At 71.2% G+C, this 17,135-nt stretch carries 26 protein-coding genes, 2 tRNA genes and 2 pseudogenes; 14 read left to right on the forward strand and 16 right to left on the reverse strand.

The genetic code is table 11. The features are described from left to right. Positions 1–53: 53 nt before the first annotated feature. The 3 genes and pseudogenes from LP418_RS08125 to LP418_RS08135 all read left to right on the forward strand — a co-directional run. Positions 54–500: pseudogene (locus LP418_RS08125) on the forward strand (adenosine deaminase); the annotation flags it as partial. Beyond that, complete coding sequence (locus LP418_RS08130) at positions 469–1,029, forward strand: hypothetical protein (protein WP_257956941.1); 561 nt, start codon at positions 469–471, stop codon at positions 1,027–1,029. The pseudogene LP418_RS08125 and the gene LP418_RS08130, both read left to right, overlap by 32 nt. Beyond that, positions 1,026–1,712: a hypothetical protein gene (locus LP418_RS08135; RefSeq protein WP_257955931.1), complete on the forward strand. Its 687-nt coding sequence runs from the start codon at positions 1,026–1,028 to the stop codon at positions 1,710–1,712. The genes LP418_RS08130 and LP418_RS08135 overlap by 4 nt, the downstream gene beginning before the upstream one ends. Positions 1,713–1,744: 32 nt before the next feature. On the opposite strand, the gene LP418_RS30480 is transcribed toward LP418_RS08135, so the two are convergent. Together LP418_RS30480 and LP418_RS30485 are read right to left on the reverse strand one after the other, a co-directional pair. Continuing rightward, on the reverse strand, positions 1,745–2,032 hold the full coding sequence (locus LP418_RS30480) for a hypothetical protein (protein WP_336275931.1): 288 nt from the start codon (positions 2,030–2,032) through the stop codon (positions 1,745–1,747). Positions 2,033–2,334: 302 nt separating this feature from the next. Further along, a pseudogene (locus tag LP418_RS30485) lies at positions 2,335–2,460 on the reverse strand (UDP-N-acetylmuramate dehydrogenase); the annotation flags it as partial. Here LP418_RS30485 and LP418_RS30490 point away from each other — a divergent pair. Then, on the forward strand, positions 2,459–2,719 hold the full coding sequence (locus LP418_RS30490; protein ID WP_336275932.1) for a hypothetical protein: 261 nt from the start codon (positions 2,459–2,461) through the stop codon (positions 2,717–2,719). The pseudogene LP418_RS30485 and the gene LP418_RS30490 overlap by 2 nt on opposite strands. Position 2,720: 1 nt before the next feature. Here the strand turns inward: LP418_RS30490 and LP418_RS08145 are convergent, their stop codons facing one another. The 8 genes from LP418_RS08145 to LP418_RS08180 all read right to left on the reverse strand — a co-directional run bounded on the left by LP418_RS08145 (position 2,721) and on the right by LP418_RS08180 (position 6,039). Further along, on the reverse strand, positions 2,721–3,017 hold the full coding sequence (locus LP418_RS08145; RefSeq protein WP_257956942.1) for a MaoC/PaaZ C-terminal domain-containing protein: 297 nt from the start codon (positions 3,015–3,017) through the stop codon (positions 2,721–2,723). Between the two features lie 91 nt (positions 3,018–3,108). Beyond that, positions 3,109–3,324 carry an FAS1-like dehydratase domain-containing protein gene (locus tag LP418_RS08150; RefSeq protein ID WP_336276034.1) on the reverse strand — a complete coding sequence of 72 codons (216 nt, stop codon included), beginning with the start codon at positions 3,322–3,324 and terminating at the stop codon, positions 3,109–3,111. Continuing rightward, on the reverse strand, positions 3,296–3,508 hold the full coding sequence (locus tag LP418_RS08155) for a MaoC family dehydratase N-terminal domain-containing protein (protein ID WP_257955932.1): 213 nt from the start codon (positions 3,506–3,508) through the stop codon (positions 3,296–3,298). The genes LP418_RS08150 and LP418_RS08155 overlap by 29 nt, the downstream gene beginning before the upstream one ends. Before the next feature lie 75 nt (positions 3,509–3,583). Then, entirely contained in the window at positions 3,584–3,754 is a 171-nt protein-coding gene (gene rpmG, locus LP418_RS08160) for a 50S ribosomal protein L33 (protein ID WP_028654832.1), read from the reverse strand. Positions 3,755–3,796: 42 nt separating this feature from the next. Further along, a tRNA-Met gene (locus tag LP418_RS08165) sits at positions 3,797–3,870 on the reverse strand. 41 nt (positions 3,871–3,911) lie between these two features. Further along, a tRNA-Thr gene (locus LP418_RS08170) sits at positions 3,912–3,984 on the reverse strand. 60 nt (positions 3,985–4,044) lie between these two features. Next, positions 4,045–5,442: an amidase gene (locus LP418_RS08175; protein ID WP_257955933.1), complete on the reverse strand. Its 1,398-nt coding sequence runs from the start codon at positions 5,440–5,442 to the stop codon at positions 4,045–4,047. 21 nt (positions 5,443–5,463) lie between these two features. Continuing rightward, a complete protein-coding gene (locus LP418_RS08180; protein ID WP_336275933.1) occupies positions 5,464–6,039 on the reverse strand; it encodes a DNA-3-methyladenine glycosylase I in 576 nt (191 codons plus the stop codon). A 241-nt stretch (positions 6,040–6,280) separates the two neighbouring features. Between LP418_RS08180 and LP418_RS08185 the strand changes: the two genes are divergently transcribed. The 4 genes from LP418_RS08185 to LP418_RS08200 are packed head-to-tail and all read left to right on the forward strand — an operon-like array spanning position 6,281 to position 8,542. Further along, positions 6,281–6,601 (forward strand): ArsR/SmtB family transcription factor, encoded by a 321-nt coding sequence (locus tag LP418_RS08185; RefSeq protein WP_257955935.1) that lies wholly within the window; start codon positions 6,281–6,283, stop codon positions 6,599–6,601. An 11-nt stretch (positions 6,602–6,612) separates the two neighbouring features. Further along, on the forward strand, positions 6,613–7,608 hold the full coding sequence (locus LP418_RS08190; protein WP_257955936.1) for a TIGR03086 family metal-binding protein: 996 nt from the start codon (positions 6,613–6,615) through the stop codon (positions 7,606–7,608). Positions 7,609–7,619: 11 nt separating this feature from the next. Next, the gene (locus LP418_RS08195; protein WP_257955937.1) at positions 7,620–7,964 is read left to right on the forward strand and encodes a TfoX/Sxy family protein; all 345 of its coding nucleotides are present in this window, start codon (positions 7,620–7,622) and stop codon (positions 7,962–7,964) included. Then, complete coding sequence (locus tag LP418_RS08200) at positions 7,961–8,542, forward strand: TerD family protein (protein WP_257955938.1); 582 nt, start codon at positions 7,961–7,963, stop codon at positions 8,540–8,542. Before LP418_RS08195 ends, LP418_RS08200 begins: the two co-directional genes overlap by 4 nt. A 124-nt stretch (positions 8,543–8,666) precedes the next feature. Here the strand turns inward: LP418_RS08200 and LP418_RS08205 are convergent, their stop codons facing one another. Continuing rightward, positions 8,667–9,077 carry an SMI1/KNR4 family protein gene (locus LP418_RS08205; protein WP_257955939.1) on the reverse strand — a complete coding sequence of 137 codons (411 nt, stop codon included), beginning with the start codon at positions 9,075–9,077 and terminating at the stop codon, positions 8,667–8,669. 8 nt (positions 9,078–9,085) lie between these two features. After that, positions 9,086–10,072 carry a pirin family protein gene (locus tag LP418_RS08210; RefSeq protein ID WP_257955940.1) on the reverse strand — a complete coding sequence of 329 codons (987 nt, stop codon included), beginning with the start codon at positions 10,070–10,072 and terminating at the stop codon, positions 9,086–9,088. Positions 10,073–10,211: 139 nt separating this feature from the next. Here LP418_RS08210 and LP418_RS08215 point away from each other — a divergent pair, with 139 nt between their 5' ends. Both LP418_RS08215 and LP418_RS08220 read left to right on the forward strand, forming a co-directional pair. Further along, on the forward strand, positions 10,212–10,895 hold the full coding sequence (locus LP418_RS08215; RefSeq protein WP_257955941.1) for a dihydrofolate reductase family protein: 684 nt from the start codon (positions 10,212–10,214) through the stop codon (positions 10,893–10,895). Further along, positions 10,787–11,155 (forward strand): cupin domain-containing protein, encoded by a 369-nt coding sequence (locus LP418_RS08220; RefSeq protein WP_336275934.1) that lies wholly within the window; start codon positions 10,787–10,789, stop codon positions 11,153–11,155. The genes LP418_RS08215 and LP418_RS08220 overlap by 109 nt, the downstream gene beginning before the upstream one ends. Here LP418_RS08220 and LP418_RS30495 read toward each other — a convergent pair whose 3' ends face one another. From LP418_RS30495 to LP418_RS30505, 3 genes are read right to left on the reverse strand one after another with little or no spacing between them, the layout of a single operon-like run. Continuing rightward, positions 11,156–11,380: a hypothetical protein gene (locus tag LP418_RS30495; RefSeq protein WP_336275935.1), complete on the reverse strand. Its 225-nt coding sequence runs from the start codon at positions 11,378–11,380 to the stop codon at positions 11,156–11,158. 40 nt (positions 11,381–11,420) lie between these two features. After that, complete coding sequence (locus LP418_RS30500) at positions 11,421–12,068, reverse strand: hypothetical protein (RefSeq protein WP_336275936.1); 648 nt, start codon at positions 12,066–12,068, stop codon at positions 11,421–11,423. Continuing rightward, positions 11,990–13,507 carry a molybdopterin-dependent oxidoreductase gene (locus LP418_RS30505; protein ID WP_336275937.1) on the reverse strand — a complete coding sequence of 506 codons (1,518 nt, stop codon included), beginning with the start codon at positions 13,505–13,507 and terminating at the stop codon, positions 11,990–11,992. Before LP418_RS30505 ends, LP418_RS30500 begins: the two co-directional genes overlap by 79 nt. On the opposite strand from LP418_RS30505, the gene LP418_RS08230 reads away from it, so the two are divergent. The 4 genes from LP418_RS08230 to LP418_RS08245 are packed head-to-tail and all read left to right on the forward strand — an operon-like array spanning position 13,506 to position 15,840. Then, positions 13,506–13,757: a hypothetical protein gene (locus LP418_RS08230; RefSeq protein ID WP_257955943.1), complete on the forward strand. Its 252-nt coding sequence runs from the start codon at positions 13,506–13,508 to the stop codon at positions 13,755–13,757. The two genes, LP418_RS30505 and LP418_RS08230, sit on opposite strands and share 2 nt — an antisense overlap. 4 nt (positions 13,758–13,761) lie before the next feature. Beyond that, positions 13,762–14,715, forward strand: a complete 954-nt coding sequence (locus LP418_RS08235; protein WP_257955944.1) for a glycosyltransferase — start codon at positions 13,762–13,764, stop codon at positions 14,713–14,715. A 38-nt stretch (positions 14,716–14,753) separates the two neighbouring features. Continuing rightward, the gene (locus LP418_RS08240; RefSeq protein ID WP_257955945.1) at positions 14,754–15,080 is read left to right on the forward strand and encodes an oxidoreductase; all 327 of its coding nucleotides are present in this window, start codon (positions 14,754–14,756) and stop codon (positions 15,078–15,080) included. Next, positions 14,971–15,840, forward strand: coding sequence for an oxidoreductase (locus LP418_RS08245; RefSeq protein ID WP_257956944.1), 870 nt, complete (start codon positions 14,971–14,973; stop codon positions 15,838–15,840). Before LP418_RS08240 ends, LP418_RS08245 begins: the two co-directional genes overlap by 110 nt. Here the strand turns inward: LP418_RS08245 and LP418_RS08250 are convergent. Continuing rightward, on the reverse strand, positions 15,767–17,128 hold the full coding sequence (locus LP418_RS08250; RefSeq protein ID WP_257955946.1) for a multidrug effflux MFS transporter: 1,362 nt from the start codon (positions 17,126–17,128) through the stop codon (positions 15,767–15,769). The genes LP418_RS08245 and LP418_RS08250 overlap by 74 nt on opposite strands. Positions 17,129–17,135 lie beyond the last annotated feature (7 nt).

The following is a 17,135-nucleotide window of genomic DNA, read 5'->3' on the forward strand; positions in this document are numbered from 1 at the left end:
GCGACCTCCTGACGCTGCCGAAGGCGCACCTCCACCTGCACTTCACCGGGTCAATGAGGCACGCGACGCTGCTGGAGCTCGCCGAGCGCGACGGCATCGCCCTCCCGGACAGCCTCGTCGAGGACTGGCCGCCGCAGCTCTCGGCCGCCGACGAGAAGGGCTGGTTCCGGTTCCAGCGCCTCTACGACGTCGCCGGGTCCGTGCTGCGCACGCCCGACGACGTACGGCGACTGGTGCTCGAGGCAGCGCAGGACGACGTCGCAGACGGTGGCCGCTGGCTGGAGATCCAGGTCGACCCGAGCGGCTATGCCGCGAGGTTCGGCGGCATCACCGCCTTCACCGACACGGTGCTCGACTGCGTCCGCGACGCCTCCGCCCGCACGGGCCCGGGCATGGCAGTGGTCATCGCCGCCAACCGGACCCGGCACCCGCTCGACGCCCGCACACTGGCGCGGCTGGCCGGTCAATATGCCGGCCGCGGCGTGGTCGGCTTCGGGCTCTCGAACGACGAGCGCCGCGGGCGCACCGCGGAGTTCGCCGGCGCCTTCGCGATCGCCGAGCGCGCGGGGGCTGCTGCTCGCGCCGCACGGCGGCGAGCTGCGCGGACCGGAGCACATCCGCGTGTGCCCGGACGAGCTGCAAGCAGACCGGCTCGGCCACGGGGTGCGAGCCGCCGAGGACCCGGCGCTGCTCGACCGGATCGTGGAGGCCGGCGTCGCGCTCGAGGTGTGCCCGGTGTCCAACGTCGCGCTCGGCGTCTACTCCGACCTCACGTCGGTCCCGCTCCCCCAGCTGCTCGCGGCCGGCGCCACGATCGCCCCGGGCGCCGACGACCCGCTGCTCTTCGGCTCGAGACTGGCCGGGCAGTACGCCACCATGCGGGCCGCCCACGACCTCGACGACGCGACCCCGGCCGGCCTCGCCCGGAGCTCGTTCGCGGCGTCGCGCGCGCGGGCCGACCCGGTCACCGAATCGACCCGCCAAATCGACGACTGGCTGGCATCGGCACCTGAGAGGATGCAACCGTGACGCCACCTGACGAGCCGCCGAGCAACCCCTACGACCCCAACTGGCCCAAGCCGGAGACGCCGCCGCCGAGTGCCGGCAACGAGCCGCCGGCCTCGCCCTACGGCCAGCCGACCGACGCGCCGCCCACGCAGCCCTACGGCCAGCCCTACGGCCAGCAGTCGCCTCCGTCGGGCGAGCAGGCGTCGCCGTGCCCGCCCTATGGCCAGCAACAGCAGCAGCCCTGGGGCCGGGCGCCGCAGGGCCAGCCCGGCTGGGGTCAGCAGCAGCCCTACGGCCGGGTGCCCTACGGCACGCCGATGTACGGCGCCATGCAGCCCAAGCACCCGTCCGCGACCACGGCGATGGTGCTGGGCATCGGCGCCCTCGGCGGCATGTTCGTGTGTGGCGTCCCGATCGTGCTCGCGCCGTTCGCGTGGATGGTCGGTGGCCGCGCGGTCAAGGAGATCGACGCCAATCCGGGTCGCTGGTCCGGGCGCGACCGGGGCGCAGGCGGGCCGCGTCATGGGCATGATCGGCACCGGACTGCTGCTGCTCGTGGTGATCGGGCTCGCCGTCGCGATCGTCGGCCCGGCCGCCTTCAGCGAGAGCGACGACCTGACCTACGACCCGGTGGAGGGCTACACGACGTCCGCCCCGTCCAACTGATCCCTAGAGGGTGCAGCCGACGAGCACCGGCTCGTTGACGAGGCGTACGCCGAACGCCTGCTCCACCCCGTCACGCACGGCGCGCCAGCGCGAGCAGCTCGGTGGTGGTGGCGCCGCCGCGGTTGCTGAGGGCGAGCGTGTGCTTGGTCGACAACGACGTGCGCCCGCCGATGTCGTAGCCCTTGCCGAAGCCCGCGCGCTCGATCAGCCGGGCGGCGCTGGACTTCACGGTGCCGTCGGGTTGCGGCCAGCGGGGGGCGTCCTCGGGCAGTGCCGCGGCCTGCTCGGGCGCGAGGAACGGGTTGGTGAAGAACGAGCCCGCGCTCCGGGTGTCGTGGTCGGTCGGGTCGAGGACCATGCCCTTGCCCGCACGCAGCCCGAGGACGGCGTCCCGGACGGCCGCCGGGGGGCGCGCTCTCCGGCCTCGACCCCGAGCGTGCGCGCCAGCTCGGCGTAGGCGACAGGGGCTCCCGGGCTGCCCGGCCGGAGCTGGAGGTCGACGGTGAGCACGACGTGGCGTGCGGGGTCGGCCTTGAAGCGGGAGTGGCGGTAGCCGAAACCGCAGTCGGCGGCCGCGAAGGTGCGCACGCCCTTGAGCGTCCGGTCCCAGACGCGGACCGACGCGATCGTCTGCGAGACCTCCCGGCCATAGGCGCCGACGTTCTGGATCGGGGTGGCACCCACGCTGCCGGGGATGCCGGACAGCGCCTCGACGCCGGTCCAGCCCCGCTCGACCGCGGTGGCGACGAAGTCGTCCCGGGTCACGCCGGCGGCGACCCGGACCATGACGCCGCCGCAGACGCCCTCGCAGTCGTCGGTGTCGGGGGTGATGCCCGAGGTGGCGACCTCGACGACCGCGGCCGTCGAAGCCCTCGTCGGCGATCACCGGGTTGGACCCGCCGCCGAGGACGAGCACGGGCGTGCCGTCGGCGTCGGCCGTCGCGACCGCGTCGACCAGCTCCTGCTCGGTGGTGGCGCGCACCCAGTCGCGGGCCGGACCGCCGAGGCGAAGGGTGGTGTGGTCGGAGAGGAGCCTGCGGGATGACTCAGGCACGCACGACTGCCTTGGGCATGCCGAGCACCTTGACGCCGTCGCAGGTCACGTCGAGGGCGAGGGTGGCCGTGCCGTCCTCGACCTTCTTCACGGAGCCGGCGACGACGACCTCGACGGCACCGTCCGCCGGCACGACGACCGGGTTGGTGAACTTGCAGCCGAGCTCCACGACCTCGGCGCCGTCAGTCCGGGTCGCGACCGCGCGGCCGGCCGGGCCGAGGGTGAGCATGCCGTGCGCGATCACGCCGGGCAGGCCGACGCTGCGAGCGACGTCCTCGTCCCGGTGGATCGGGTTGGGGTCGCCGCTCGCCTCCGCGTAGGCGACCGAGGTCGGCGCGGGTCAGCGAGTAGGTGATCGCGTCAGAACGTCTCGCCGGCGATCATGAGGCACCGCCGGTGTGGACGAGGGTCGCCTTCGCCGTACAGACCGGGGCGCCGTCGGCGTCGTGGATGGCGCTGCTGGTGCCGATGATGTCGGCGCCGCCGATCTGGCGCAGTGAGGCGACGGTCAGCGTGGCGGTCAGGGTGTCGCCGATGCGGACGGGGCGCTCGTAGGCGAAGCGCTGCTCACCGTGGATGATCCGGAACAGGTCGATCTGCTCGGAGGCCGGGGAAGGCGTTCATGGCGTCGAAGGCAAGGACGATCGGGTAGGTCGGGGGGACGGTGCCGTCGGGAGTGCCGCCGAGCGCCGTGGCGAACGCGGCCACCTCGTCGGTCGTCACCGTGCGCTGGCTCGTCGGCGGGAACTCCCGCCCCACCAAGGACTGATCGACAGGCATGGCGTGAGCCTAGATGACGCCGGGAACGACGAAGACCCGCCAGCAGAACTGGCGGGTCTTCGTGGAAGCCCGGGATCAGCGGGTCTCGCGGTGCGCGGTGTGCTTGCGGCAACGCGGGCAGAACTTCGACAGCTCGATGCGGTCGGGGTCGTTGCGGCGGTTCTTCTTGGTGATGTAGTTCCGCTCCTTGCAGTCGACGCACGCGAGCGTGATCTTGGGGCGAACGTCAGAGCTCTTGCTGGCCACGGGAAGTCCTTAGAAGTTTGCGAATTGATGCAGGCTGTTCGGTAGCGGGGGCGGGACTCGAACCCACGACACCACGATTATGAGCCGTGTGCTCTAACCACCTGAGCTACCCCGCCGCCGGGCAGGTGCCGCCAGACTACGACGAGCTCCAACCCAGAGCCCCTTTACGGAATCGAACCGTAGACCTTCTCCTTACCATGGAGACGCTCTGCCGACTGAGCTAAAGGGGCAACGACGGAGAAGAATACACAGCCCTGAGCGGGAACTGAAATCGCCTCATCGCACCCGGTTCAGTCCCGGATCCGGGGCCACGGAACGGCCTCTTCCAGCTCGTAGGCCAGCTCGAGAAGTCGGGCTTCCCGACCCCGTCCCGCGCCCAGCATCATGCCCTGCGGAAGACCCGTCGAGGTGGTCGCCAAGGGCAGCGAGATCGCGGGTTCACCGGTCGCGTTGGCGAGCGGTGTGAAGGCCACCCAGTCGAGCAACCGGTCCATGATCTGCTCGTAGTCGGCGCTCGGTGAGAGGTGGCCGACAGTGGGGGTGGCCGTCGCGAGCGTGGGCGTCAGCGTGACGTCGTACGCCGAACGGTGGCGCGCCGCGAGGCGCTTGCTGCCGCCGATCGCGGCGATCGCGCCGGGGAGCCGGTGCAGGTTTCGCCGGGCGTGACGATCGAGCCCGAGGGTGAGGTTGTCGAGCTTGCTGGGGTCCCACGTCGGGCCGTGCGCGCGCCTGCCGGTCCGCACGAGGAACATCGCCATCATCGCCCAGTAGAGCAGGAAGTCGTCGACGAAGGAGTCGGGGACGGGCGGGTCGATCTCCTCCACGTGGTGGCCCATCGACTCGAGCAGCGCGGCGGTCTTGAGGGTGAGCTCGCGGACCTCCGGGCTGCAGTCGCGACCGACTCCCCGGGTCACGACCGCGACCCGCAGCCGCGCGCGACCCGGTCGGGTGATGTTGCCGATGGGCGCCAGCCGCGGGTGGCGGAAGACCTTCTCGGCCTCGCGGTAGAACGCGGCGGTGTCGCGCACCGAGCGGGTGAGCACGCCGTCGGAGATGATCCGCACCGGCATGTCGCGCATCATCTTGTCCTGCGCCAACCGGTCACGGGTGGGCTTGAGTCCGACCAGTCCGTTGACCGCGGCCGGGATGCGGATGGAGCCGCCGCCGTCGTTGGCGTGGGCGATCGGGACCACTCCGGCCGCGACGAAGGCCGCGGAGCCGGCAGACGAGGCTCCCGCGTAGTGGTCGGTGTGCCGGGGCGTGCGCACCGGGCCGAGGCGCACGTGGTCGGCGGCCGCGTTGAAGCCGAACTCGGAGAGCTGGGTCTTGCCGAGCGGGATCAGCCCGGTGGCGAGGAACATGCGCGCGAAGTCGCCGTCACGCTTGGCCGGTCTCGCGACGTAGGCATCGGTGCCCTGCTGCGTGGGCATGCCCTCGACGTCGACGTTGTCCTTGACGAACGTCGGGACGCCGGCGAAGAAGCCGGGCCTCGGCTTCCGGGCCTCGTCACGCGCACGGTCGAAGGCCTCGTAGGCCATCGCGCCCGGGTCGGCGTTGACCGCGCTGGCACGCGCGATGGCCGCGTCGACCACGTCGGTGACGGGCAGTCCGTCGTGCAGCGCGGCCACCAGTCCCACCGCGTCGAGGTCCTGCAGGGCGTCGTCGGCGAACGCGTGCACACGGGTCATGGCGGGAGGTTAACCCCCGACTCACCACACTCCGCTGGAGCCGCGTCGGTGGCACCCGACGAGGTGGTCGTCGATGATCCCGATGGCCTCCATCAGGGCATACATCGTGGTCGGGCCGACGTGTGCGAATCCGCGCTTCTTCAGCGCCTTGCTGAGCGCGAGGCTCTCGGGGCTGGTGGTCACCATCTCGGCGGTGTCGTGCGGGGCCGGCGTCCTGTCGGGGCGGAAGGACCGGATGAACTCGGCCAGCCCGCCGTCCTCACGCAGCCGCACCGTCGCCTGCGCGTTGGCCACCGCTGCGTCGATCTTGCGGCGGTTGCGCACGATGCGAGCGTCGAGCATCAGGCGCTCGGTGTCGGCATCGCCGTACGCCGCGATCACGTCGGCATCGAAGTCGGCGAAGACCTCACGGAAGGCCGGACGCTTGTTCAGGATCGTCAACCAGGACAGGCCGGACTGGAACGCCTCGAGTGTGAGTCGCTCGAGGTGCGCGGCCTCGCCCTCGACGGGCATCCCCCACTCGGTGTCGTGGTAGGCGAGGTTGACCGGATCGCCGGCGCCCCACGGGCAGCGCGCGATTCCGTCGTCTCCGATCACCGGTCCACTCATGCGCATCATCCTGCCTGCTGCCACCGACATCGCTCTGGTCGCGGCGGTGCGTGAACCACATTTTCCGACCGTGGAATGTGGGTGTGACACCTGCACCGGGCGGGTCGTCGGGGACACGCCGACCCGGGGGGTGATCAGGCCACATTTTCCGACTCAGGAATGTGGCTCACCCACCGCTGCGGGAACCGGGGCTTGACTCAATACGTTAGTTCTGACTAACGTATTATTCATGACCGACGCCCTCTCCGCCGCCGCGGAGCCGACCGAGCGCCGGATCCTGCAGATCTCGGCCCCGCAGCCGCGGACGGTCGGCGAGATCGCTGCCGAGTTCACCGTCACCGGGTCGGCCATCTCCCAGCACCTGCTGCTGCTGGAGGAGGTCGGCCTCGTCACTGCCGAGAAGGTCGGCCGGCAGCGGATCTACACCGTCCGACCCGCCGGCCTGCGCGACCTGCAGGCCGAGATCGACCGCTTCTGGACCACCGAGCTCGACCTGCTCGTCGCCGACGCGCACCACCTCAACGACAACCGCCTCACCGACAACCGCTGAAAGGCAACCCCATGACCACCTTCACCAAGACCGCTGTCCTGCCCGTCTCCGTCGACGAGGCGTTCGCGCTCGTCACCCAGCCCGAGCGACTGCGCCGCTGGCAGGCCGTCACGGCCCGCGTCGACCTGCGCGTCGGCGGCGACTACCGCTGGACCGTCACCCCCGGCAACATCGCACTCGGCACCGTCCGCGAGGTCGAGCCGGGCAAGCGGATCGTGCTCGGCTTCGGCTGGGAGGATGGCGCCATGGGGCTCGAGCCCGACGCCTCGACACTGACCGTCACATTCACCCCGGTCGACAACGGCACCGAGGTCACGCTCACCCACGAGGGGCTGACCGAGGAGCAGGCCGTCGCCCACGCCGAGGGCTGGACGCACTTCCTCGAGCGACTCGAGCGGCTCGCGACGACCGGCGACGCAGGCCCCGACGAGTGGGCCGCCGCCCCGGAGAACCTCGACGAGCTCACCGCCGCCGAGGCCACCCTCGCCGTCCTGCAGCCGATCCTGCGGGGGCTCACCGAGGAGGACCGCGAGCGCCAGACGCCGTGCGCCGACTTCACCGGCCACCAGCTGGCCGAGCACCTCTTCGGCTCCCTCGTCGGGGTCGGCGCCATGGCGGGTGCGGAGATCGTGAACCCCGAGGAGGGTTCGCTGGAGGACCGCGTCTCCACCATGGCCGGCGACGTGATCGAGGCCTACCGCGCCCGTGGTGTCGAGGGCATGGTTGCCGGCCCCGGCGGCCACGACCTGCCCGCCACCGTGGCGGCCACCATCCTCTCGATCGAGTTCCTTCTCCACGCCCGGGACTTCGCCCGGACCAGCGGCCAGCAGGTGGTCGTCTCCGACGAGGTCGTCGCCCGGGTGGCCGAGCACGGCGCCGACATCATCGTCGGCGCGCGAGCTCGCGGCGCCTTCGGTGACGAGGTCGACGCACCGGCCGAGGCGTCGCCGCTCGACAAGCTGGCGGCGTTCGCCGGTCGCCGTACGCCCGTGTCGGTCGTAGCCTGACGACCATGGAGATGCCGAAGCACACCGCCGAGGACAAGGCCCGCTTCCGGTCGCTGGTGACCGAGGGGCCCGGCGTCGAGATCAAGCCGATGTTCGGCTCGGTCGGCGCGTTCGTGAACGGCAACATGTATGCCGGGTTGTTCGGGTCGGCGGTGGGCGTCAAGGCCTCCCCCGCGGACCTCGCGGAGCTGTCGGCGATCGAGGGCTCGGGTCCCTTCGGGCCGGCCGAGCGGCCGATGGGCGGTTGGCTCGCGATGCCCGAGTCCTTCTCGGACGAGGACGCGATGTCGTGGATCGAGCGGGCGCGCGAGCACATCGCGACGTTGCCGCCCAAGGTGAAGAAGCCGAAGAAGTGACCCAGCTGTCAGCGGGCGACTCGCTCACCACGGGCGACGGCCAACCGCTCGGAAGGCTGCGGATGGCCGTCGGCTGGGAGCACACCCACACTGCCGGTTTCGCCGGCAGCGGCGCGGCGCCGGTCGACCTCGACGCGTCGGCCGTGCAGTTCGCCGGCGGGCAGTTCTTCGACGTGGCGTTCTTCAACAACCTCGCCACCCGCGACGGCTCGGTCGAGCACCTCGGCGACAACACGACCGGCAAGGGCGAGGGCGACGACGAGGCGATCAGCGTCGACCTCGCCAAGGTCTACGCCAAGGTCGACACGATCCTCTTCCCGGTGACGAGCTACCGGGGGCACTCGCTGGAATACGTCCGCAACGCCTACTGCCGCCCGGTCGACGACGCCGACGTGGAACTCGCGCGCTTCACGCTCACCCCCGGCGATCCGGGAGACGGGCGCCGTCATGGCCAAGCTCGTGCGGTACGGCGACGCGTGGCAGCTGCACGCGATCGGCTCGGGCATCGCGCTGAAGACGCCGACGGACTCGATCGAGTCGCTGGCGCCGTACGTCTGAGGAGGCGTCAGCTCAATTGACCCGCTGCCGACCAACGGACCAAACAACGTCGGCGAGCAGAGATTCACGCTCGGCTGCGGAGCCTTCGCGACCGTTTGGTCCGTTCGTCTGTCGGGGACGCCGAGGACTTGGGGGTGACGGGACTCAGAAGTCGAGGGCGCGGTTGTGGCTGCGCCAGATCTTCATCTCGTGGGGAACCGGGGCGTGCGGGACCCAGCCCGGCATGAGGGTCGCGAGCGGAGCAACCGTCGTGAAGTCCACGTCCTCGAACCAGCCGTACACCTCGATCAGGGCATCACGCTCCTCGACCACGCGCGTCAGCGGCAGCAGGTGCATGTCCCGGAACCTCAGCCACGGACCAGCGCCGAGCTCGTCCGCGGTCCCCGCGCTCCAGCCGTAGAGCTCGCGGTAGGCCGCCGGGAGGCGCACGCCCGGGGCCGACTCGACGTCGTCGATCTCGGTCGCACTCGCGCCCGGCAGCAGGTTGGGCCGGGGATCGAGGCCGTGCGCGGCGTAGGCATCCGCGAGGGCATCGAGGCGTTCGGCGAGACGCAACGGATCGGTCAGCCGCGGGACCGGAGGCGCGCGTTGGGCAGGGCGGGCGCGGGGATCGGTGGCAGGGGCTCGTCGACGACGATCCCGAACCGACCGGCGCGCACCTCGCGGCCGTCGGTCACGCCGACGACCCGGTCCTGCCACTCCTCGCGGAACGCGACGACCTCCTCGTGCGTGCGGCCGACGAAGTTCCACCACATGACGATCTGCTCGCCGAAGGGCGGCCCGCCGAGCACGACCACGCGAACCTCTTCGGAGCCCGCGGACAGCGTGACGGTCGAGCGACCGGGTGCGACGTAGGCCAGCTCGTCCTGCTTCACCTCACGCTCGTCGACCTGCAGCACACCGCTGTCCACCGGGAAGCCGAGCTCGAAGGTCTCGTCCACCTCGAGGTCGAGCCGGGCGCCGGGATCGAGGTGCAGCTCCGCGCCGAGGAGCGGCGTGTACGTCGACACCGGGGACGTCTCGCCGAGCAGGGAGCCGAGGAAGACCCGGCCCGTCCAGCCCTCACTGCTCACCGGGACGGGCGCGTGGTGGGCGAAGCCGGGAGCGACGTGGCGGCTCGCGTCGGGAAGGGCCACCCAGAGCTGGACGCCGTGGAGCGCGGTCGTCGCCTCCGTGGACACCTCGGAGTGGCTGATCCCCTGTCCGGCGGTCATCAGGTTGACCTCGCCGGGGCGGACCATGGCGTGGTTGCCGGCACTGTCGCGGTGCACGATCTCGCCCTCGAACAGCCAGCTGACCGTCTGCAGACCGGTGTGCGGGTGCGGCGCGACGCTCATGCCACCGGAGTCCGCGACCCGGTCGGGTCCGTAGTGGTCGACGAAGCACCGGGCGCCGATCAGCGACCGCTCTCGCTGGGGCAGCGTGCGGCGTACGCGCATGGCACGGGGCCCGCCGAGCGGCACGTCGCGAGGCGTGAGCACCTCGATGCCGCACGTGACGTCGCCCGTGCTGGCCACGGTCTCCTGCGGGTCTCGCTCCGGGTTGGTCATGGTGCCCAACGCTACTCCGGCGACCTCGTCCGCAGTTCGAGGTCTGTTGGCAGCAAATCCTCTCGACCCGGGGTGCTGACGTCCCTAGGGTCGACAGCACCGAGCATGTTCGCACCTTTCACGAGAAGGACTGATCTGCATGAGGAAGCTCGTCGAATCGACGTTCGTGACGCTGGACGGCGTCATCGGTGACCCGCAGGTGTGGGGAGTGCCCTACTGGGACGCCCAGCACCGGGAGTACGCCACGGGGCTGATGGAATCCGCCGACGCCCTCGTCCCGGGGCGCGAGACCTACGAGAACTTCGCGGCTGCTCGGCCCGGCCGGTCGGGCGACCCCTACACCGACAAGATCAACGCGATGCCGAAGCACGTGGCGACCCGGACGCTGAGCGACCTGTCGTGGAACGCCACCCCGCTGGCCGGCGACGTGGGCGACGCGGTGGCCGCGCTCAAGCAGGAGGACGGCGGTGACCTCCTCAAGTTCGGGACCGGCGAGCTCGACCAGACCCTGCTGGCGCGAGGGCTGCTCGACGAGCTGCACCTGTGGGTCTTCCCCGTCATCGCCGGCAAGGGCGACCGGCTCCTCGACGGCCGAGGTCGACACCACGCACCTGAAGCTCGTCGACACGCACCGCCTCGACAGCGGGATCGTGGTGCAGGTGCTCGCGCCGACCGATGGCTGAGATCCACCTCTCCCCCGTCCAGACCCTGCGCGTGGTCTCCTCGACGCCGGACGCCCTGCGCCTCGAGTCGACCCGGCAGCCGGGCGGCTCCGCTCCCCCACGACACTGGCACCCGCGCCGGGACGAGGAGTTCGAGGTGACGGCTGGGGTCCTGCGCGTCGATCTCGAGGGTGAGTCGCGCGACCTCACGGCCGGCGAAAGGCTGACGATCCCCCGCCGGACCGTGCACCGGATGTGGAACCCCGGCACCGATGAGACGCAGGCGACGTGGGTGATCACGCCGGCCGGTCGCACCGAGGAGATGTTCCGCAGCATGGAGAAGGGGATGAGCCCGTTGCGGGCACTGCCGGTGCTCTGGCGCTTCCGGCACGAGATGCGGCTCGGGCCGGTGCGCGGCTGATCAGCTCAGGTGGGTCGGGTTGACATCGCGTCGTTCGCCGGTGCCCCGGGCACCGGCGATGTCGCGACCGACACCGGTCGGCTCGTAGCCCGGCTTCTCCAGGCGCACGATGACCGACTTGGAGGTCGGGGTGTTGCTGCCCTCGGCGGTCGAGTCGAGCGGCACCAGCGGATTGGTCTCCGGGTAGTAGGCCGCCGCGCACCCGCGGGGCTGGTCGTAGGACACGATCCGGAAGTCGCGCGCGACCCGCTCACGGTCCTGCCACTCACCGACCAGGGTCGACCATGTCGCCGTCGCTCCAGCCGAGTGAGTCGATGTCGGACGGGTGCACGAACACCACGCGACGCCCGCCCTTGATGCCGCGGTAGCGGTCGTCGAGGCCGTAGATCGTGGTGTTGAACTGGTCGTGCGAGCGCAGCGTCTGCAGGATCAGCCGCCCGGGCTCGACCTCCAGCACCTCGATCGGCGTGGACGTGATCACCGCCTTGCCCGACCCGGTCTCGAAGGTCCGCGAGTCCCGGGGCGGGTGGGGCAGCACGAACCCGCCGGGCTGCTTGATCTTGTCGTCGTACGCCGCACACCCCGGCACCACGCGCGCGATGTGGTGCCGGATCACCGAGTAGTCGTCGCGCATGGCGGCCCACGGGATCGTGGACCCGGGAAGCGTCGCGAGGGCCATCGAGCAGACGATGTCGACCTCGGAACGCAGGTGCCCGGACGCGGGCTTGAGCGGCCCGTGGGAGGCGTGGACCGCCGACATCGAGTCCTCGACGGTGACGCGCTGGCGGATGCCGCCGGTGAGGTCCTGCTCGCTGCGGCCGAGCGACGGCAGGATCAGTGCCTCGCCGCCCGTGACGACGTGCGAGCGGTTGAGCTTGGTCGAGACGTGCACGGTGAGGGCGCAGTTGCGCATGGCGCGCTCGGTGACCTCGGTGTCGGGGGCGGCCGCGACGAAGTTGCCGCCCGGGCCGAAGAACACCCGCACCTTGCCGTCGCGCATCGCGCGGATCGCCTTGACGGTGTCATAGCCGTGCTCAGCGCGGCGGCTCGAAGTCGAACTCGTCGCGAAGTGCGTCGAGGAAGCGGTCTGGGGCCTGCTCCCAGACGCCCATCGTGCGGTCGCCCTGCACGTTGGAGTGGCCGCGCACCGGGCACAGCCCGGCACCGGGTCGCCCGATGTTGCCCCCGGAGCATGGCGACGTTGACGATCTCCTTGATCACCGCCACCGAGTTGTGGTGCTGGGTGATGCCCATCGCCCAGCAGGTGATGGTGGCGTCGGAGTCGCGGAACATCTCGGCGGCCTGCGTGACCCGGGCGCGAGTCAGCCCGGTCGACCGTTCGACCTTCGCCCAGTCGAGGTCGGCCACGTGTGCGGCGTACGCCTCGAAGCCCTCGGTGTAGGTCGCCGGGAAGTCGTGGTCGAGGGCGTCCCACTCGACCAGCAGTGCGCCGATGGCCCGGAAGAGCGCGAGGTCGCCGTTGATGCGGATCGGCAGGTGCAGGTCGGCCATCGGCGTACCGGTGCCGATGACGCCGCGTGGTCGCTGCGGGTTCTTGAAGCGGACGAGGCCCGGCTCCTCGAGCGGGTTGATCGAGATGATCTTGGCGCCGTTGCCCTTGGCCTCCTCGAGCGCGGAGAGCATGCGCGGGTGGTTGGTGCCGGGGTTCTGGCCGGCGACCACGATGAGCGACGCGCGGTGGATGTCGTCGAGGCTGACCGAGCCCTTGCCGATGCCGATCGTCTCGACGAGCGCCGTGCCGCTGGACTCGTGGCACATGTTGGAGCAGTCCGGCAGGTTGTTCGTGCCGTAGGCGCGGGAGAAGAGCTGGTAGACGAACGCCGCCTCGTTGGAGGCCTTGCCGGACGTGTAGAAGACGGCCTCGTCAGGGTGCGAGACCTGCTGCAGGTGGCCGGCGATGGTGGCGAATGCGTCGTCCCGGGTGATCGGCTCGTAGTGCGTCGCGCCCGCGCGGAGCACCATCGGCTCGGTGATGCGGCCCTGCTTGCCCAGCCAGAACTCGGTGCGTCCAGCCATGTCCTCGACCGAGTGCTCGGCGAAGAACTCCGGGCCGACGCGCTCGCGGGTCGCCTCCTCGGCGACCGCCTTGGCGCCGTTCTCGCAGAACTCGGCCGTGTGCCGGTGCGACGGATCCGGGTCGGGCCACGCGCAGCCCCGGCAGTCGAAGCCGTCGACCTGGTTGAGTCGCAGCAGCGTCTGGGCCGTGCGCCGCACGCCCATCTGGCTGATGCCCAGCTCCATCGCCTTCGCGACGGCCGTGATGCCAGCCGCCGTGTGCGGTCCGTGCTCGACCTCGAGGTCACTGTCACCCTTGTTCCGGAAGCGCTTCATGCCCTCCATCCTGCCTCGCAGCGCGCGGGCTGTCGCGCGCCGGACACCTGCACCTTCCCCCGCGTTCATCGCGGTGCGCCACGGTGCCCCCATGCGGATCGCGCAACTCGCCAACTTCATCGGGCCCGCCTCGGGCGGCATGAAGACCGCCATCCATGCTCTCGGGGAGGGGTACGTCGAAGCAGGCTGTGAACGCCTGCTGGTGATCCCCGGGTCCGACGGACTCGCGGGTCGCGACACCCTTCGGTGAGGTCGTGCAGCTGCGGGCGCCCAAGGTGGGTGGCGGCTACCGGCTGATCGTCGAGCCCCGGCGCGTCACCGACGTGCTCGAGTCGTGGCGCCCGACATCGGTCGAGCTGAGCGACAAGCTGACGCTGCTGCCGGTCGCCCGGTGGGCTCGCCGAGCGGGTGTGGGATCGGTGCTGTTCTCGCACGAGCGGCTCAGCGACATGTTCGCGATGCGCACCGGCCTCGACACCACCTCCAAGGTGTCGATCGCGCTGCTCAACCGCATCCCGGTCCGCAGCTTCGACACCATCGTGGTCACGTCCGGCTATGCCGAGGACGAGTTCACCAACGCCGCCGCCGGTGCCGACTGCCCGATGGTGCGGGTGCCGCTCGGCGTGGATCTCTCGACGTTCCGCCCTGCTCCGCCGGCGCCGCGGGACGCCGGCCCCCTCAGGCTCACGCACTTCGGACGGCTCTCGCGCGAGAAGAGCCCGCACCTCGCCGTACGCACGGCGGTCGAGCTGCACCGTCGCGGCGTGCCCGTCCACCTCGACGTGTACGGCGACGGCCCGCACCTGTCCGAGCTCGTCGACCTCGCAGGCGACGCCCCGGTGACGTTCCACGGCTTCATCGACGGCCGGCGCGACTCGGCCCGCCACGTCGCCGCGGCCGACATCTCGTTGTCGGTGTGCCCGAGCGAGACGTTCGGACTGGCGGTGCTCGAGGCCCCGGCCGCCGGCACGCCCGTCGTGACCGCCGACCGCGGTGGTGCCCGGGAGCTCGTCGACGCGACGTCGGGCGCGTGGGGCCGCCCGAACCCGTCGTCACTGGCGGACGCCGTCCTCGACCTCGCGGCCCGGCCCGAGTCGGTCCGCCGCACGGGGGCCCGCGCGCGGGCCGAGCAGTTCCCGTGGTCGGCGACGGTGGACTCGATGCTGGCGGTGCACGAGAGCGTCACCCGACGCGTCCTCGTCGCCTGAGGAGGAATAGCCCCCACGAGCAGCCGGTTGGGCTGCTCGTGACCTCACTCTTCGAGCCCCTGACCCTCGGCGCGGTGGACGTGCCCCACCGCGTCTTCATGGCCCCCCTGACCCGCATGCGCGCGACCCCGCCCGGCGACGTCCCCAACGCCTTGATGCAGGACTACTACGTCCAGCGGGCGAGCGCGGGCCTGATCGTCTCGGAGGGCACGCAGATCAGCCCCGAGGGCAAGGGCTACATGGACACCCCCCGGCATCTACAACGACGAGCAGGTCGCCGGCTGGCGCACGATCACCGACGCGGTCCACGCCGCTGGCGGGCGGATCGCCGCGCAGCTGTGGCACGTCGGTCGCGTCTCTCATGAGTCCTTCCACGACGGTGCGCTCCCGGTGTCGGCCAGCGCTTCGCCGTACAGGAACCGCACGACGATCCGCGGTGAGGACGGCCGCCCGACCCGCGCCAACTGCCCGACCCCGCGCGCTCGAGCTCGACGAGATCCCGCGCGTGATCGAGGACTACCGGCGTGCGACCGTCAACGCGCGCAGGCCGGCTTCGACCTCGTCGAGATCCACGGTGCGCACGGCTACCTGCTGCACCAGTTCCTCGCCGCGGACAGCAACCTGCGCGACGACGTCTACGGCGGCTCGCTCGAGAACCGCGCCCGCCTGATGCTCGAGGTCACCGATGCCGTCGTCGGCGCTTGGTCGGCCGACCGCGTGGGAGTGAGGATCTCGCCGATCGGCTCCTTCAACGGCACGACCGATCCTGCCGGCGAGGAAGCCGGCCTGTACGTCGCCCGCGAGCTCGGCCAGCGCAACCCGGCGTTCCTCCACCTGTCCGAGCCGGACTGGGCCGGCGGCCCGGAGCTGACCGACGACTACCGCCGCTCGCTGCGCGAAGCCCACCCCGGCGTGATCGTCGGCGCGGGCAACTACGACGCGGCCAAGGCGTCGCGGCTCCTGTCAGAAGGCCTGATCGATGCCGCGGCGTTCGGCCGGTCCTTCATCGCGAACCCCGACCTTCCCCGCCGGCTCGAGGAGGGACTCCCCCTCAACGCGCCCGTGCCGGACACGTTCTACGGCGGGGACCACTCGGGCTACACGGACTACCCGGCTCACGCCTGACGAGTCGGCGCAAACACACCGCCGAGTCGGCGCAAGTTACGCCGACTCGGCCGGCAACTTGCGCCGAGTCGGCGCGGTGGCTGAGCAGTGCCGGGCCCAGCACAGCGACCCGAGCGCGGTGATCACGAGGGCGGCGACGGCCAGTCCGAGCGTGCTCGTGGCGACGTACGGCGTGAGCGCGACCGCCGCCACGGCGTTGAAGATCAGCACCGGGAACGTCGAGCACGACATCACCGCACCCCGGCGGGTGGGCACCGGGTCGAGCATCATCAGCGAGATCGACGGGTAGGCCATACCGTTGCCGAGCCCGATGAGGCTCGGGCCGATGATCGCCCACGGCAGGTCCGTCGCCAGCGGTGACGCCGCGAAGCCGACGCCGATCACGCCGCCGACCGGGGGTGACGCTGTAGCCGATCGAGACGAGCTTGCGCTGGGTCACCAGCCCCGCGGTCCGTCCGCTGACGAGCGAGCCGACCATCATCGATCCGATCATCGGCACGAAGAGCACCCAGAAGTCGAGCTCGCCCAGCCCCAACAGGTCGACGACGAAGATCGCCGCGCCGCCGATGTAGAGGAACTGCGCGCCGAAGCCGAACGCGCCCGCCCACGCCAGCCGGTGGAACGCGGGCTGACGCGCGACCTCGAGCAGGCCGCGCACGACCTCACCGACCCGCAGCGGCACCCGCGCGATGACGGGGTGCGTCTCCGGCAGCACGATGATGGTCGCGACGATGAGTACGGCGCCGAGGAAGACCCGGAAGGCGAAGACCAGCTCCCACGGGCCGATCTGCAGCAGCCCGCCGCCGACGATGGGCGCGATGGCCGGAGCCGGGCCGAAGATCAGCGCGACCCTGCTCATCAGCCGCTGTGCCTGCTCGCCCTCGTACAGGTCGCGGATGACGGTCCGGCTGACGATCGTCGCGCCACCGGCGCTCAGGCCCTGCAGCACCCGCCCCGCCGGGAGCAGCTCGAAGGTGGGCGCGAACGTGCAGGCGGCCGACGCGACGGCGTACACAGCGACCGATCCGAGGATGACCGGGCGCCGACCGAGGGAGTCCGACAGCGGCCCGTGGAAGATGCTCATCGCGGCGAACGCGAGCAGGTAGGCCGTCACGATCAGCTGGAGCTGCTCGGTGGTCACGCCGAACTCGTCGCGGATGTGCGGGAACGCCGGGAACGGCGTGTCGATGCTGAACGGGCCGATCATCGAGAGCATCGCGAGCACCAGCGGGATGAACACGACGAAGCGCGGAGTCGCGACCTCGTCGACCTTCTCTCCCGCGCTCATGTGGCCA

The sequence above is a fragment of the Nocardioides sp. B-3 genome (assembly GCF_024703895.1).
Classification (GTDB): Bacteria; Actinomycetota; Actinomycetes; order Propionibacteriales; family Nocardioidaceae; genus Nocardioides.

Coding starts and splice junctions, on each gene's coding strand:
- LP418_RS08190 (WP_257955936.1), top strand. CDS start 6,613: ATGACCACCTTCACCAAGACCGCTGTCCTGCCCGTCTCCGTCGACGAG.
- LP418_RS08230 (WP_257955943.1), top strand. CDS start 13,506: ATGCCCTCCATCCTGCCTCGCAGCGCGCGGGCTGTCGCGCGCCGGACA.
- LP418_RS08185 (WP_257955935.1), top strand. CDS start 6,281: ATGACCGACGCCCTCTCCGCCGCCGCGGAGCCGACCGAGCGCCGGATC.
- LP418_RS30490 (WP_336275932.1), top strand. CDS start 2,459: ATGACGCCGCCGCAGACGCCCTCGCAGTCGTCGGTGTCGGGGGTGATG.
- LP418_RS30500 (WP_336275936.1), bottom strand. CDS start 12,068: ATGCGCAACTGCGCCCTCACCGTGCACGTCTCGACCAAGCTCAACCGC.
- LP418_RS08175 (WP_257955933.1), bottom strand. CDS start 5,442: ATGACCCGTGTGCACGCGTTCGCCGACGACGCCCTGCAGGACCTCGAC.
- LP418_RS08130 (WP_257956941.1), top strand. CDS start 469: ATGCCGGCCGCGGCGTGGTCGGCTTCGGGCTCTCGAACGACGAGCGCC.
- LP418_RS08155 (WP_257955932.1), bottom strand. CDS start 3,508: ATGCCTGTCGATCAGTCCTTGGTGGGGCGGGAGTTCCCGCCGACGAGC.
- LP418_RS08210 (WP_257955940.1), bottom strand. CDS start 10,072: ATGACCAACCCGGAGCGAGACCCGCAGGAGACCGTGGCCAGCACGGGC.
- LP418_RS30505 (WP_336275937.1), bottom strand. CDS start 13,507: ATGAAGCGCTTCCGGAACAAGGGTGACAGTGACCTCGAGGTCGAGCAC.
- LP418_RS08195 (WP_257955937.1), top strand. CDS start 7,620: ATGCCGAAGCACACCGCCGAGGACAAGGCCCGCTTCCGGTCGCTGGTG.
- LP418_RS30480 (WP_336275931.1), bottom strand. CDS start 2,032: ATGGTCCTCGACCCGACCGACCACGACACCCGGAGCGCGGGCTCGTTC.
- LP418_RS08250 (WP_257955946.1), bottom strand. CDS start 17,128: ATGAGCGCGGGAGAGAAGGTCGACGAGGTCGCGACTCCGCGCTTCGTC.
- LP418_RS08215 (WP_257955941.1), top strand. CDS start 10,212: ATGAGGAAGCTCGTCGAATCGACGTTCGTGACGCTGGACGGCGTCATC.